General features: G+C 73.8%; 18 protein-coding genes. 8 read left to right on the top strand and 10 right to left on the bottom strand.

The genetic code is table 11. The features are described 5' to 3' along the window. The first annotated feature begins 110 nt into the window (after positions 1-110). From ACZ63H_RS04335 to rocD, 4 genes are all read left to right on the top strand, one after another. Positions 111-278, top strand: coding sequence for a hypothetical protein (locus ACZ63H_RS04335; RefSeq protein WP_469862017.1), 168 nt, complete (start codon positions 111-113; stop codon positions 276-278). 34 nt (positions 279-312) lie between these two features. Then, positions 313-798 (top strand): Lrp/AsnC family transcriptional regulator, encoded by a 486-nt coding sequence (locus ACZ63H_RS04340; RefSeq protein WP_469862019.1) that lies wholly within the window; start codon positions 313-315, stop codon positions 796-798. Positions 799-1,004: 206 nt separating this feature from the next. Further along, positions 1,005-1,814, top strand: a complete 810-nt coding sequence (gene ddaH / locus ACZ63H_RS04345) for a dimethylargininase (protein ID WP_469862021.1) — start codon at positions 1,005-1,007, stop codon at positions 1,812-1,814. After that, positions 1,814-3,031, top strand: coding sequence for an ornithine--oxo-acid transaminase (gene rocD / locus ACZ63H_RS04350; protein ID WP_469862023.1), 1,218 nt, complete (start codon positions 1,814-1,816; stop codon positions 3,029-3,031). The genes ddaH and rocD overlap by 1 nt, the downstream gene beginning before the upstream one ends. 44 nt (positions 3,032-3,075) lie before the next feature. On the opposite strand, the gene ACZ63H_RS04355 is transcribed toward rocD, so the two are convergent. Together ACZ63H_RS04355 and ACZ63H_RS04360 are read right to left on the bottom strand one after the other, a co-directional pair. Further along, positions 3,076-3,723, bottom strand: a complete 648-nt coding sequence (locus ACZ63H_RS04355; RefSeq protein ID WP_469862025.1) for a DUF305 domain-containing protein — start codon at positions 3,721-3,723, stop codon at positions 3,076-3,078. Positions 3,724-3,818: 95 nt separating this feature from the next. Then, the gene (locus tag ACZ63H_RS04360; protein ID WP_469862027.1) at positions 3,819-4,217 is read right to left on the bottom strand and encodes a DUF6153 family protein; all 399 of its coding nucleotides are present in this window, start codon (positions 4,215-4,217) and stop codon (positions 3,819-3,821) included. Positions 4,218-4,441: 224 nt separating this feature from the next. Between ACZ63H_RS04360 and ACZ63H_RS04365 the strand changes: the two genes are divergently transcribed. Then, a complete protein-coding gene (locus tag ACZ63H_RS04365; RefSeq protein ID WP_469862029.1) occupies positions 4,442-5,155 on the top strand; it encodes a lysophospholipid acyltransferase family protein in 714 nt (237 codons plus the stop codon). Between the two features lie 57 nt (positions 5,156-5,212). Further along, positions 5,213-6,235 carry an NAD-dependent epimerase/dehydratase family protein gene (locus tag ACZ63H_RS04370; RefSeq protein ID WP_469862031.1) on the top strand — a complete coding sequence of 341 codons (1,023 nt, stop codon included), beginning with the start codon at positions 5,213-5,215 and terminating at the stop codon, positions 6,233-6,235. A gap of 51 nt (positions 6,236-6,286) precedes the next feature. Here the strand turns inward: ACZ63H_RS04370 and ACZ63H_RS04375 are convergent, their stop codons facing one another. From ACZ63H_RS04375 to ACZ63H_RS04410, 8 genes are all read right to left on the bottom strand, one after another. Further along, positions 6,287-7,882, bottom strand: a complete 1,596-nt coding sequence (locus ACZ63H_RS04375; protein ID WP_469862033.1) for an alpha/beta hydrolase — start codon at positions 7,880-7,882, stop codon at positions 6,287-6,289. A 224-nt stretch (positions 7,883-8,106) separates the two neighbouring features. Further along, a complete protein-coding gene (locus tag ACZ63H_RS04380; RefSeq protein WP_469862236.1) occupies positions 8,107-8,865 on the bottom strand; it encodes an urease accessory protein UreD in 759 nt (252 codons plus the stop codon). Then, positions 8,862-9,539 (bottom strand): urease accessory protein UreG, encoded by a 678-nt coding sequence (gene ureG, locus ACZ63H_RS04385; protein WP_469862035.1) that lies wholly within the window; start codon positions 9,537-9,539, stop codon positions 8,862-8,864. The genes ACZ63H_RS04380 and ureG overlap by 4 nt, the downstream gene beginning before the upstream one ends. An 83-nt stretch (positions 9,540-9,622) precedes the next feature. Beyond that, positions 9,623-10,297, bottom strand: coding sequence for an urease accessory protein UreF (locus ACZ63H_RS04390; RefSeq protein ID WP_469862037.1), 675 nt, complete (start codon positions 10,295-10,297; stop codon positions 9,623-9,625). Between the two features lie 12 nt (positions 10,298-10,309). Then, positions 10,310-12,031, bottom strand: a complete 1,722-nt coding sequence (locus ACZ63H_RS04395) for an urease subunit alpha (protein ID WP_469862039.1) — start codon at positions 12,029-12,031, stop codon at positions 10,310-10,312. Then, positions 12,024-12,335, bottom strand: coding sequence for an urease subunit beta (locus ACZ63H_RS04400; RefSeq protein ID WP_469862041.1), 312 nt, complete (start codon positions 12,333-12,335; stop codon positions 12,024-12,026). The genes ACZ63H_RS04395 and ACZ63H_RS04400 overlap by 8 nt, the downstream gene beginning before the upstream one ends. A gap of 11 nt (positions 12,336-12,346) precedes the next feature. Further along, positions 12,347-12,649 (bottom strand): urease subunit gamma, encoded by a 303-nt coding sequence (locus tag ACZ63H_RS04405; protein WP_469862043.1) that lies wholly within the window; start codon positions 12,647-12,649, stop codon positions 12,347-12,349. 246 nt (positions 12,650-12,895) lie between these two features. Beyond that, positions 12,896-13,174 (bottom strand): type II toxin-antitoxin system Phd/YefM family antitoxin, encoded by a 279-nt coding sequence (locus ACZ63H_RS04410; RefSeq protein WP_469862045.1) that lies wholly within the window; start codon positions 13,172-13,174, stop codon positions 12,896-12,898. 85 nt (positions 13,175-13,259) lie between these two features. Between ACZ63H_RS04410 and ACZ63H_RS04415 the strand changes: the two genes are divergently transcribed. Continuing rightward, complete coding sequence (locus ACZ63H_RS04415) at positions 13,260-13,895, top strand: ATP-dependent Clp protease proteolytic subunit (RefSeq protein WP_469862047.1); 636 nt, start codon at positions 13,260-13,262, stop codon at positions 13,893-13,895. A 7-nt stretch (positions 13,896-13,902) separates the two neighbouring features. Next, positions 13,903-14,208: a hypothetical protein gene (locus ACZ63H_RS04420; RefSeq protein WP_469862049.1), complete on the top strand. Its 306-nt coding sequence runs from the start codon at positions 13,903-13,905 to the stop codon at positions 14,206-14,208. Positions 14,209-14,412: the final 204 nt, after the last annotated feature.

The following is a 14,412-nucleotide window of genomic DNA, read 5'->3' on the forward strand; positions in this document are numbered from 1 at the left end:
GGTGTCCTTCGCGGGCCGGAGCCGAGCGGGCTCCGGCCCGTCGCCGTATCCCGCCGGGGCGGGAATGGGGGCACCATGGGTCGGGGACGGACCACGAGGAGGGTGTCGCGATGCCCGGTTCCACGAACGGTTCCAGCAAGACGATGGGGGCTCTCACGGCCGGCACGCTGGTGCTGGTGACCGCCTACACGGTCACGCTCGGCAGCAACGGCTGGCTGTGGTTCGGCTGGGTGGTGCTGGGTCTGCTGACCCTCGCCGCGGTCGTCGCCCGGTCCTGAGCCACGGCCCGCGGGAGCTGGCTACAGTGCCCGCATGAACAGCAGGACGCCCGCGTTCGACGAGCTGGACCGCCGGATCGTCACGGCGCTCATGGCGAACGCCCGGACCAGTTTCGCGGAGATCGGCGCGGACGTGGGGCTGTCCGCGACGGCGGTCAAGCGGCGCGTGGACCGGCTGCGCGAGACCGGGGTGATCACCGGGTTCACGGCCACGGTCAGGCCGGCCGCGCTGGGCTGGCGCACCGAGGCGTACGTCGAGGTGTACTGCGAGGGCGCGGCCCCGCCCCGGCGCCTGGCGGAGGTGGTCCGCAACCATCCGGAGATCGTGGCGGCCATGACGGTGACCGGCGGCGCCGACGCGCTGCTGCACGTGCGGGCCCGGGACGTGGAGCACTTCGAGGAGGTGCTGGAGCGGATCCGCGCGGAGCCGTTCATCCGCAAGACGATCAGCGTGATGGTGCTCTCCCACCTGCTCCCGGAGAGCCCGGAGGCGGGCGCCACGCACGCGGCCCCCGAGTGACCGCGCGGGGCGCGCGGACGCCGTACGCCGTCCGGCCGGGCGTGCGGAGTCGTGCCCCGGGCGCGCAGGAGTCGTGCGTGCGCCCCGGTGAGAACGCAGCGATGCTGCGCATCCACGCAGCTTTCCGCGCTTGTCGCCCGTCCTCCTCCCTTCCTACCGTGGTCTCACCCCCTCAGTGACACACAGGAAAGCGGAGGGAACCCTCTGTGACCGAACGTCGTGTGCCGCGTCCCCGGCGATTCCTCGTCTGCGAACCCAGGCACTTCGCCGTCCAGTACGCGATCAACCCCTGGATGCACCCCGGCCGGCCCGTCGACGTGGAGCTGGCCCGCGAGCAGTGGCGGTCGCTGGTCCGCGCGTACGAGGACCACGACCACACCGTCGAGCGCGTGGAGCCGGTGCCCGGCCTGCCGGACATGGTGTTCGCCGCGAACGCGGCCCTCGTGGTCGGCGGCCGGGTCTTCGGCTCCCTCTTCCACGCCCGGCAGCGGCGCCCCGAGTCGGAGTACTACGACACCTGGTTCAAGTCGGCCGGCTACGACGTGTACCGGCCCGAGTCGGTGGCCGAGGGCGAGGGCGACCTGGTGTGGACGGGCCGGTACGTGCTCGCCGGCACCGGGTTCCGCACCACTCCCGAGGCGCACCGGGAGGCGCAGGAGTTCCTGGGCCGGCCGGTGATCGGCCTCAGGCTGGTGGATCCGTACTTCTACCACCTGGACACGGCGCTGTTCCCGCTCGACGACGAGAACATCTGCTACCACCCCGAGGCGTTCTCGCCGGGCAGCCGCGAAGTGCTCCGGCGGCTGTATCCGCGGGCGGTGCTCGCCACCCGCGCGGACGCGCTGGCGTTCGGCCTGAACTCCGTGTCCGACGGCCGGCACGTCTTCATCGCCCCCCAGGCCGAGGCGCTGGCCGACCGCCTCGCCGGCCACGGCTACGTCCCCGTCCCCGTCGACCTGTCGGAGTTCCGCAAGGCCGGCGGCGGCATCAAGTGCTGCACCCAGGAGATCCGCTGATGACCGCACCCGCTCGCCCCCGTACGTCCGACGAGCTGATCCGCGCGGAGCAGCCGGTGCTCGCGCACAACTACCACCCGCTGCCCGTGGTCGTGGCCCGCGCCGAGGGCAGCTGGGTGGAGGACGTGGAGGGCAACCGCTACCTCGACATGCTGGCCGGTTACTCGGCCCTGAACTTCGGCCACCGCAACCCGGTGCTGATCGAGGCCGCCCACCGCCAGCTCGACCGGCTCACCCTGACCTCCCGCGCCTTCCACAACGACCGGCTGGCCGAGTTCGCCGAGCGGCTCGCGGAGCTGACCGGGCTCGACATGGTGCTGCCGATGAACACCGGCGCGGAGGCCGTGGAGAGCGGCATCAAGGTGGCCCGCAAATGGGCGTACGACGTCAAGGGCGTCCCGGCCGGCCGGGCGACCGTCGTGGTCGCGGCGGAGAACTTCCACGGCCGGACGACGACGATCGTCGGCTTCTCCACGGACGAGACGGCCCGTGCCGGCTTCGGCCCCTTCACCCCCGGCTTCACGGTCGTGCCGTACAACGACCTGGCCGCGCTGGAGGAGGCCGTGGACGACACCACGGCGGCCGTGCTGATCGAGCCCGTCCAGGGCGAGGCGGGTGTGGTCGTGCCGGACGACGGCTATCTCGCCGGGGTGCGCGAGCTGACCCGCCGCAAGGGCTGTCTGTTCGTCGCGGACGAGATCCAGTCGGGCCTCGGCCGCACCGGCCGCACCCTCGCCGTCGAGCACGAGAACGTGGTGCCGGACGTGCTGCTGCTCGGCAAGGCCCTGGGCGGCGGCATCGTGCCGGTGTCGGCGGTGGTCGCCCGGCGGGAGGTGCTGGGGGTGCTGCACCCGGGTGAGCACGGGTCGACGTTCGGCGGCAATCCGCTGGCCGCGGCGGTCGGCACGGCCGTGGTCGGGCTGCTGGAGACGGGCGAGTTCCAGCGCCGCGCGGCCGAGCTGGGGGTGATCCTGCGGGACGGGCTGACGGAGCTGGTGGGCCGGGGCGTGACCGGGTTCCGGGCGCGCGGGCTGTGGGCCGGGGTGGACGTCGACCCGGCGCTCGGCACCGGGCGGGCGATCAGCGAGCGGCTGATGCGCGAGGGGGTCCTCGTGAAGGACACCCACGGCTCCACGATCCGGCTGGCGCCGCCGCTCACCGTCACGGCGGACGAACTGCGGTCGGCGCTGGGCGCGCTGGAGAAGGTGCTCGCCTGAGGCTCGGGCGGGGGCCGGTGGAGGTACCGGCCCCCGCCGTCTCGTCACCCGGCGCCGAGGAGCTGCTTCATCTCCTTGATCTCGGCGGCCTGCGCGGTGATGATGGCGTCCGCCATGGCCTTGGCGTCGCCGGAGCGGCCCTTGTGCTTCTCGGTGGTGGCCATCTCGACGGCGCCCTGGTGGTGCTCGACCATCAGCGACAGGAACCGGGTGTCGAAGTCCTTGCCGGTGGCCTTCTTCAGGGCGGCCATGTCGGCCTCGCTCATCATCCCGGTCATCCCGGCGTGGCCGGAGTGGTCCATGCCGGCCATCGGGGCCTGCTCGCCCCAGGACTTCAGCCAGCCGGTCAGGGTGCGGATCTCGGGGTCCTGCGCCTTCTCGATGCGGGCGGCGAGGTCCTTCACCCGCGCCGAGGAGGCGCGGTCGGCGGCGAGTCCCGCCATCTCCAGGGCCTGCTGGTGGTGCGGGATCATGCCCTTGGCGAAGGCGACGTCCTGGGCGTTGTGCGCGCCGGCCGAGGCGCTCGGCGCGGCGGCGGAGTCGCTCGGCGCGGCGGAGGCCGAGGCGCCGTGGCCGGTGTGGCCGGTGCCGTTGGCGTCGCCGTCGTCGCCGCCGCAGGCGGACAGGACCAGGGCGGAGGTCACGGCGAGGACGGCGAGGGCGGCGCGGCGCGTCAGGGTACGGGTGGTCATGCGGAGAACTCCTGCTGTGGGAAAGGGATTCGGGGCACGCGTGGGCACGGCCGCGGGCCCCGCGTACGGCGGGGTGGGCGCGGCCGGGGCGGCCTCTAGATCCGCAGGAGCTGGAGTTCGGCGAGGTCGGGCGGGGCGCGGGCGCCGTCCGGCGCGGTGGCGCGGGCGGCGGGCGGGCAGCCGAGCGGTGCCGCGCCGGGCACCGGGTCCGGGGCCGGCGCGGGCAGCTGCGGCCCGCCGTCCACCGCGCCCGAGGCGCAGCTGGGGTCGGCGTGGTGCAGCCGGTGGCCGCCGCAGTGGCCGTCGCCGCCCGGGCAGTCGTCGACGGCGGCGAGCGCGGCCGTCATGGGGGCGGTGTGGGCGTGTTCCGCGGGCCCCGCACCGCCGCCGGGCGCGAGGGCGTGCATGCCCAGCAGCCCGATCAGCACCGCCAGCACGAACAGCGGGCGGTACCGCCGAAGCGGTCGCCGCAGATGCTGTCCGGTGGTGCGCATGGGGTCATCGTACGGGGGCGTGCGACGGCGCGCGGACGGGGCCCGCCGACCGCCCGCGCCCGGTTCGGCACCGCGGCGCGCGGACGTCCGGGCGGTGTCCGCCGCCCGGCGCGGTACCGGCCGCCGGGAACGGGCAGCAGAGGAGGAGAGGGGCGCCCGGGCCGACCGGCCCGCGTGCCGCACCGCCGCCGGTGCGCCGCCGGCCTGACGGAGTGAGGCGAGCCGTGTTCTACAACCTCCTCAAGTACGTGCTGCTGGGCCCGCTGCTCAGACTGGTCTTCCGGCCCCGGATCGAAGGGTTGCAGCATGTGCCCGGGTCGGGTCCGGCGATCGTCGCGGGCAATCACCTGTCGTTCTGCGACCACTTCCTGATGCCGGCGGTACTGAAACGCCGCATCACGTTCCTCGCCAAGGCCGAATACTTCACCGGGCCGGGGCTGAGGGGCCGGCTGACCGCGTTCTTCTTCCGCGGCGCCGGGCAGATCCCGGTGGACCGCTCCGGGAAGGAGGCGGGGCGGGCGGCGATCCGCGAGGGCCTCGGGGTGCTGGGCCGCGGCGAATTGCTCGGCATCTACCCGGAGGGCACGCGGTCGCACGACGGCCGGCTGTACAAGGGCAAGGTCGGGGTCGCCGTGCTGGCGCTGACGGCGGGGGTGCCGGTGGTGCCCTGCGCGATGATCGGCACCTTCGAGGCCCAGCCGCCCGGCCGGGCCCTGCCGAGGATCCGCCCGGTGACCATCCGCTTCGGCGAGCCCCTGGACTTCTCCCGGCACGCCGGCATGGAAGGGGAGAAGGCGGTGCTGCGGGCGGTCACCGACGAGATCGTCCACGCGATCCTGTCCCTGTCCGGGCAGGAGTACGTCGACGAGTACGCGGCCGTCGTCAAGGAGCGGCAGGCCGTGCGGGAGCGCGGGGTTCCCCGGGCCCCGCTCGGCTGACTCTGCCGTCGGCAGAAGGCCCGCCCCGCCACCGGCGGGCGTGCGTAGCCTCGCCGCATGAGGAGAGCTGTGGTGATCGGGGCGGCCGGGCAGATCGGCCGTCCGGTGGTGGACGCGCTGTCCCGGGACGGCTGGACGGTGACGGCGGCCTCGCGCGGCGGGGGCCGGGACGCGGGCTGGGACGAGGGGGTGCGCACCGCCCGGCTGGACCGCTCCGACGGCGACCCCCTGGCCGCGCTGGTGGGCGACGGCTGCGAGCTGCTGGTCGACGTGGTCGCCTACGACGCCGGGCACGCCCGGCAGCTGACGTCCCTCGCGGACCGGATCGGCTCGGCGGTGGTGATCTCCAGCGTGGCCGTGTACGAGGACGGCGCCGGGCGGGGTTTCGACACCCAGGGCGAGCCGGACGGCTTCCCGGCGTACCCGGTGCCCGTCCCCGAGACCCAGCCGACGGTCGCGCCGGGCGAGGCCACCTACAGCACCCGCAAGGCGGCGATGGAACGGGAACTCCTGGACGCGGGCGCGCGGTTGCCGGTCACCGTGCTGCGGGCGGGCGCGGTGCACGGGCCGTACAGTCCGCTGCCGCGCGAGCTGTACTTCGTCAAGCGGAACCTGGACGGGCGCGGGCGGCGGGTGCTGGCGTACCGGGGTGAGAGCCGGTTCCATCCGACGGGCACCCGCACGCTCGCCGAGCTGGTGCGGCTGGCGGCGGCCCGGCCGGGCTCCCGGGTGCTCAACGCCTGTGACGGGCAGGCGCCGACGGCCGCCGAGATCGGCGCGGCGGTCGACGCGGTGATGGGGGTGGAGACCCGGACGGTGTACCTGGACGGTCCGCCGGTGGGCTCGGTGGGGCGGACGCCGTGGTCGGTGCCGCTGCCGGTGGTGTGCGACATGTCCGCCGCCGGGCGCGAACTGGGCCACCGGCCGGTGGTGTCGTACGCGCGGAGCCTGCCGGAGACCGTGGACTGGCTGGCCGGGAGCCTGCGCGGACGGGACTGGCGGGAGGCGTTCCCGCTGCTGGCGCGGGTGTACCCGGACCTGTTCGACTACGCGGCGGAGGACGCCTGGTTCGGGGCATAGGCCAGGGGCGGCCGGAAGCTCCGGCCGCCCCTGGTCGGCGTGGTGCCGCGGTTACGGCTTGGGCGTGGCGTGCGGGGCGCAGGTCACGTCCTTGCCGTCCAGCGCGCCCTTGAGCAGGTAGGCGTCGACGCGCTGGTTGACGCACGGGTTGACCAGGCCGGTCACACCGTGGGAGCCCGCGTTCTTCTCGGTGATCAGGCGGGAGCCCTTGAAGCGCTTGTGCAGCTCGACGGCGCCGCCGTACGGGGTGGCGGCGTCCCGGGTGGACTGCACGATCAGCACCTGCGGCAGGCCCTTGTGGGTCTTGACCTCGACCGGGGTGCGCTGCTTGGCCGGCCAGGTGGCGCACGGCAGGTTCATCCAGGCGTTGGACCAGGTCAGGAAGGGGTAGTCCCGGTGGAGCCGGGTGTTGTCCCGGTTCCACTTCTGCCAGCTGGTGGGCCACTTGGCGTCGGCGCACTCGACGGCCGTGTAGACGGCGTTGCCGTTCTCGGAGGCGATGTTGCCCGCGGTGTCCGACAGGTCGGGGGCGGCGGCGTCGACCAGCGCCTGGGTGTCACCGGCGACGTACTTGCTGAAGACCGTGGCGACCGGCACCCACGAGGAGTCGTAGTACGGCGCGCTCTGGAAGAAGGAGATCAGCTCGGCGGGGCCGACGACGCCGCCGATCGGGTTCTTCTTCGCGGTGGCGCGCAGCTCGAGCCACTTGGCCTGGACGGCGGCGCGGGTGGTGCCGAGGTGGAAGGCGGCGTCGTTGGCGGCGACCCAGTCCTGCCAGTCCTTCCAGCGGCCCTCGAAGGCGACGTCCTGGTCCAGGTTGGCCTGGTACCAGATCTTCTCGCGGGAGGGGTCGACCACGCTGTCCACGACCATGCGGCGCAGGTGGCCCGGGAAGAGGGTGCCGTAGACGGCGCCGAGGTAGGTGCCGTAGGAGACGCCGAGGTAGTTGAGCTTCTTCTCGCCGAGCGCGGCGCGGATGACGTCCAGGTCGCGGGCGGTGTTGGGGGTGGTCATGTGCGGCAGCATCGCGCCGCTGCGCTCGGCGCAGCCCTCCGCGTACGCGCGGGCCAGCTTCCGCTGCGCGGTCTTGTCGGCCTCGCTGTCCGGCACCGGGTCCGGCTTGGGCGCCTTGACGTACTCCTGCGGGTCGACGCAGGAGATGGGCGTGGAGTGGCCGACGCCGCGCGGGTCGAAGCCGACGAAGTCGTAGGCCTTGGCGACGTTCGCCCAGATGGCGTTCTTGGTGGTGACCCGGCGCGGGAAGCGCAGACCGGAACCGCCGGGGCCGCCGGGGTTGTAGACGAGGGCGCCCTGGCGCTCCGTCTTGGTGCCGGTGTTGCCGATGCGGTCCACGGCGAGCTTGATCTGCTTGCCGTGGGGGTGCGCGTAGTCGAGCGGCACGCTGACCCAGCCGCACTGGATCGGCTTCTCCAGCCCCCAGTCCTCCGGGCAGTCCTGCCACTTGACGCCCGCCTTGGCGGCCCGGGCGGCGGCTATCTCCGCGCCCTTGGCCTCCCGGTCCGGCGCGGGCCGGGAGGCGGCCCCGGCGACGGGCGCCGACACGGCGCCGGCGATCAGGGTGGCGGTGACGAGTACTCCGGCGGAACCGAGCGCCAGCAGGCGGCTCTTCGGTCTGGTGTCCCTCACGTGGGCCCCTCCCCCTACCTCGATGCGAATGGTCAGACGGGGATCCTCTCGGCTGCGGGGCCGCCGGGGACAGGGTTTGCCGGGCATCTTTACCAATCCGATAACCGGATGATCATGTCCTGTTGAGCGAAGCGTCGGGTCATCGGGCCGGGCCGTGCCGCCCTTCGTCCGCGGGCGTCGTCGTGGCTGGTCGCGCGGATCCCCGCGGCCCTTCGGGGCGCCGGTCAGCCGAACTGGGCCAGCACCCGGTCCAGGGTCCGGCGAAGGCTCAGCGCGTCCGGGGCCACCGCGCTGACGAGCGCCGCGGGGCCGGCGAGCGGGACCAGTGCCGCGTACTCGCCGAGCATCCGTGCGGACGGCGGGTCCGTCGCGAACTCCGGCCGCACGACGACCAGCTGGCCCACCGCCCGGTGGCCCGCGAGCACCGCCGGGCCGTCCCAGCCGCCCGGGGCGCCGGGTCCGCAGGCCAGCTCCTGGTCCAGCACGGTCCGGCCCGCCACCCGTACGGTCAGCCGGCTGGTGAGCCGCCCGGGCTGCTCCCCGGCCCGCCCCAGCACCTGTTCCTCGCGCAGCACGAGCCGGGCGCCCGCGCCGAGTTCGGCCCGGGTGGTGACGTACAGGTCGCTGCCGTTGGCGGAGATCAACTGCTCGGGCAGCCAGCGCAGTTCGGCGCCGTCGGCCACGTCGAGCCGGACGTCGTAGCGGGCCTCGCCGCCCGCCTGGCCGGGCAGGGCGAGGGTGGCGGCGGCCGACCCGACGTGCAGCCGGGCGTCTTCCTCCACCCGGGCCCGGAGGGTGAAGCGGTCGCCGCCGAGCGGTCCGCTCATCGCGCCGACGAGCATCACCTTCGCCCAGGATCCGGCGGACCGGGTGCGGCGCGGCGCCAGCGGGCCCTCGCCGTCCAGGACGGGCAGGGCCGTACCGCCGCGCCCGTCGGCGCGGGCCACGATCCGGGCCCGCGCCCAGACCCCGGTGACGGTCATGCCGTCCACGCGGCGAGCCGCTCCCGCACCCACGCGGCCACGTCGGCGACTCCGGTGCCGCCGCGCAACGACTGGAAGACGACCGGGAGTTCGGCGCGCTGCGCCTTGGCGTCGGCGGCCATCCGGGCGAGGTCGGAGCCGACGTGGGGGGCGAGGTCGGTCTTGTTGACCACGAGCAGGTCCGCGGTGGTGACGCCGGGGCCGCCCTTGCGCGGGATGTCGTCGCCGCCGGCCACGTCGATCACGAAGATCTGGGCGTCCACGAGTCCCTTGGAGAAGGTGGCGGTGAGGTTGTCGCCGCCGGACTCGACGAGGATCAGGTCCAGCGGGCCGACCGCGTCCTCCAGGTCCTCCACCGCTTCGAGGTTGGCGGAGATGTCGTCGCGGATCGCGGTGTGCGGGCAGGCACCCGTCTCGACGGCGGTGATCCGCTCGGGCGGCAGCACGGCCTCGCGGAGCAGGAACTCGGCGTCCTCGCGGGTGTAGATGTCGTTGGTGACGACCGCGAGGGACAGCTCGTCGCGCAGCGCCCGGCACAGGGCGGCGACGGTGGCGGTCTTGCCGGACCCGACGGGCCCGCCGAGTCCGATGCGCAGGGCACGGCGGGCCCCGTCCGGACGGTGGGCGTCCGCGCCGACGGCGGAGACGGCGGAGTGGGAGTGGTCGAGATGCATGGACGGCTCCTTCGTGCGAGAGGCCAGGGACCGGTGGAGGGGGAACGGGACCGCCCGTCAGCCGGGCGGCCGGGCGGGCGGGCTCATGACGCGAACAGCCGGACCGGCCAGGCCGCGTGGGCCTCGGCCATGACCTCCAGCAGCGGTGCCGACACGGCGGGCAGCGCGTCGACGCCCTCGGCGGCCACCGACCGCGCCGCCTCCACCGCCGCGTCCGCGACCCGGTCCAGCTCGGGCGCCAGCCGGGCCAGCACTCCCGTCGCGTCGAACGGGTCGAGGCCGAGCAGCCGCACGGTGGCGGTCGCCGGCCCGCTCACGCTCTCGTACACCGCGCAGTGGGCCGCGTCCCCGGGCGTCAGGCCGGCCCCCCGGACGGCGAGGCCGAGCACGACCGGCTGATGGGCGCCCTTGGGGAAGTCCCTCGCGAGCGCGTCCAGTTCGGCGGTCGGCCAGGTCGTCCGCGCGGCCCGCAGCAGCTGCCGGCCCAGGCGCCGGGCGGTGGCCCGCAGGGCCGGGGACGGAGTGCGCGCGTCGGCCGCCGCGTCCAGCTCGCGCGGGTCGGCGCCGAGCACGGCCGCCGCCGCCAGCGCGCCCGCGACCAGCCCGGCGGTGTGCAGCCGGCCCCGGCAGAACTCCTCCAGGCTCGCGGAGTCGGTGATGCGTCCGGCCTTGACGGCGGCCTCGGCCCCGCCGGAGTGCGCGTGCCCTCCGGCGGGGAAACGGCCGTCGGCCAGGACGAGCAGTGCTGCCCGTGTCATCAGGAACGCCCGTCAGAAGAGGAAGTAGCGCTGGGCCATGGGCAGTTCGGCGGCCGGGGTGGCCTCGACCAGCTCGCCGTCGATGTGCACGGCGAAGCTGTTGGGGTCGATCCGGACGTCCGGCCGGGCGTCGTTCTCCCGCATGTCGGCCTTGGTGACCGCGCGCGTGGACTCGATCGCCACGAACCGCTTGCCGAGCCCGAGCCGCTCCGGCAGCCCGTCCTCGATCGCCAGCCCGGACACGAAGTTGACCGAGTTGGCGGCGGGGGCCCGGCCGATCGCGCCGTACATCGGGCGGGGCAGGATCGGCTGCGGGGTGGGGATGGAGGCGTTGGCGTCGCCCATCTGCGCGTAGGCGATCTGGCCGCCCTTGATCACCAGCAGCGGCTTGACCCCGAAGAACGCGGGCTCCCACAGCACCAGGTCGGCGAGCTTGCCGCTCTCCACGGAGCCGGTCTCGGCGGCGAGGCCCTGGGCGAGCGCCGGGTTGATGGTGTACTTGGCGACATAGCGCCGCACCCGGTGGTTGTCGGCGCGGCCGTCGCCGGGCAGGGCGCCCCGCCGGCGCTTCATGACGTGCGCGGTCTGCCAGGTGCGCAGGACGACCTCGCCGACGCGGCCCATCGCCTGGGAGTCGGAGGAGATGATCGAGATCGCGCCGAGGTCGTGGAGGATGTCCTCCGCGCCGATGGTGGACGGCCGGATCCGGGACTCGGCGAACGCGAGGTCCTCGGGGACGGCCGGGTTGAGGTGGTGGCACACCATCAGCATGTCGAGGTGTTCCTCGGTGGTGTTGACGGTGAAGGGCCGGGTCGGGTTGGTGGAGCTGGGCAGGACGTTGGCCTGCGAGACCACGGTCATGATGTCGGGGGCGTGGCCGCCGCCGGCGCCTTCGGTGTGGTACGAGTGGATGCCCCGGCCCGCGATCGCGGCGAGGGTGTCGCCGACGAAGCCCGCCTCGTTCAGGGTGTCGGTGTGGATGGCGACCTGGATGCCGGTGCGGTCGGCGACGGTGAGCGCCGCGTCGATGACGGCGGGCGTGGAGCCCCAGTCCTCGTGCAGCTTCAGGCCGACGGCGCCGCCGCGGATCTGCGAGAGCATCGCCGCGTGGCTGACGGTGTTGCCCTTGCCGAGGAAGCCGACGTTGACGGGGTAGGCCTCCATCGCCTCCAGCATCCGGGCCAGGTGCCAGGGGCCGGGGGTGACGGTGGTGGCCTTGGAGCCCTCGGCGGGGCCGGTACCGCCGCCGACCAGGGTGGTGATGCCGGAGGCCAGCGCCTCGTCGGCGACCTGGGGGCAGATGAAGTGGACGTGGGCGTCGATGGCACCGGCGGTCAGGATGCGGCCGTTGCCCGCGATGATCTCGGTCTCGGGACCGATGACCAGGTCGGGGTGGACGCCGTCCATGGTGTCGGGGTTGCCGGCCTTGCCGAGGGCGGTGATCCGGCCGTCGCGGATGCCGACGTCGGCCTTGACGATGCCCCAGTGGTCCACGACGACGGCACCGGTGATCACGGTGTCGGGGGCGCCCTCGGCCCGGGTGACGCGGGACTGGCCCATGGACTCGCGGATGACCTTGCCGCCGCCGAAGACAGCCTCGTCGCCAGAGGCGCCGGGACCGCCGGAGCGGTCCTCCTCGATCTCGATCAGCAGATCGGTGTCGGCGAGCCGGATCCGGTCGCCGGTGGTGGGGCCGAACAGGTCGGCGTAGGCGTCACGGGTTATCTCAGGCATCGAGGGCACCTCCGGTCTCGCCGCGCAGGCCGGGCACGATCCGGGCGCCGGACAGCGGCACCAGTGCCACCTCGACGGGGATGCCGGGCTCGAAGCGGACGGCGGTGCCGGCGGCGACGTTCAGGCGCCGGCCGCGGGCGGCGGCGCGGTCGAACTCCAGGCCGGGGTTGGCCTCGGCGAAGTGGTAGTGGGAGCCGACCTGGACCGGCCGGTCGGCGGCGTTGAGCACCGTCAGACGGGTGACATCACGAGCGTCGTTGAAGGTGACGGGACCGTCCGCGAACAGGATCTCTCCGGGAATCATCGCGGGCCGCCTCAGATGATCGGCTCGTGGACGGTGACGAGCTTGGTGCCGTCCGGGAAGGTGGCCTCCACCTGCACGTCATGGATCATCTCGGCGACCCCGTCCATGACGTCGTCCCTGGTCAGGACCTTACGGCCGGAGGACATCAGCTCGGCGACGGTGCGGCCGTCGCGCGCGCCCTCCAGGACGTGCGACGTGATGAGGGCGACCGCCTCCGGGTGATTGAGCTTGAGCCCGCGGGCCTTGCGCTTCCCGGCGACATCGGCCGCCACATGGATCAGCAGCCTTTCCTGCTCATGCGGGGTCAGTTGCACGTCCCACCTCGTTGTCCTTGATCCGGACCGTGCGGGGTCCGGTCGCCGCAGCCATCACGACGGGGATAGGTGTAACACGCAGACAAATCCCCGGATCGTCCTCAATCCAGGGCAGAAAAGCCCCTGATGGCGTGGATGGGCAGGCTAGAACGCAGGAGTTTCAACGACGTTAACCAGACTTTGGCCGGCGCATGACCGCGCTATGGGATCCCGCAGAGACAGCGCGTCCCGGAGGCGGGACCGGGTTCAGGGGGTGTCCGGCCGGCGGTGCTCCGCCGCTATCCCGAAGCGCCGCTGCTCGCTCGGCACCGCACCGGCCTCGCGGACGCCCGAGACGGAGCTGATGATCCGCCCCTCGCCCGCCTCGTCCAGCGCGTCCAGCCGCTCCAGGTCGGCGGCCGAGACCAGCGCGACCAGCGGCTTGCCGTGCCGGGTCACGACGACGCGCTCACCGCCGTACACCACCCGGTTGATCAGGTCGGCGAGTTCAGCCCTGGCTTGCGTCACCGGAATCTCGTAGGCCATACCCCCATCATAACGTGACGTACGTCCTGTACATTCTGTACAGAAGTCGAGCCCATCGGGGCCTCGTCAGAGGAGGCGTATGTCCATGCACCGACCGTCCGCCCGGCACGTCCTGCCCGAGTTCACCGAGCGCACCGCGGGGACGGCGCGCACCCTGGATCCGTACGCGCGGCTCTTCCAGGACCGGATCGTCTTCCTCGGCACACCGGTCGACAACGCGGCGGCGAGCGATGTCACGGCCCAGCTCATGTATCTGGAGCACCAGGCACCGGACCGGGACATCACGCTGTACGTCAACTCGCCCGGCGGCTCCTTCGACGCCATGGCTGCGGTCTACGACACGATGCGCTACGTCGGCTGTGACGTGGCGACCTACTGCCTCGGGCAGGCCGCCGGCCACGCCGCGGTGCTGCTCGCGGCCGGTGCCCCGGGCAAGCGGTTCATGCTGCCCGGTGCCCGGGTCGTGCTCGAACAGGTGGCGCTGCCCGAGCCGGTGCGCGGCCGGCCCGGTGACCTGATCCTCCGGGCGGGGGAACTGGCGCGCGTGCGCGCCACCGTCGAGGAGATGCTCGTCCGGCACACGGGGCGCACGGCCGCGCGGGTCCACGAGGACCTGGAACGCGACCTGATCCTGGACGCCCCCGAGGCGCTGGCGTACGGCCTGGTCGACGCCGTCGTGCCCGCCCGCCGGGACACGCCCGGCGCACCGGACGCGAGGTGAGCCGCCCGTGCTGCCGGACCTGCCGCCGCTGCCCGCCCTGACCCGCGCCGAGGGCGAGTTGATCGATCGCTATCTGGAGGCCGCCGACCTGCTCGGCCGCGTCAATCCGGCCCGGCACGGGCAGACCTACAGTGCTCTGCGCGCCGCTCAGGGCCTGGTCCGCAAGGCGGCAGAGCTGCGGGACGCGCTCGCGCTGATGCACCGGCGGGGCGAGACGGAGCTGCACGGGGACACGCTGGCACGGGCGCTGCGGGTGCTGGACGGCGAGCGCCGGGCCGCTCGCGTCGCGCTCCCGCCGGATGACGCCGGCTGAGGCGGACACCCGTCCGGTCCGACGGCGCCGAGGCGTCGACACGCGTCGTTCGGACCGGAGTTGAAACGGCCCGAACGACGTACCGCCGACCGGTGTACATCCCGATCGTTTTCCGGGTCTCCCGAGTTGCGCGACGCGGGATCCACGGGCCCCCGCGGAGGCACATCGCCCCAGGTCCGGGGCTACGACGACGATCTGACGGGG

It is taken from the genome of Streptomyces sp. NPDC104831, assembly GCF_055583025.1.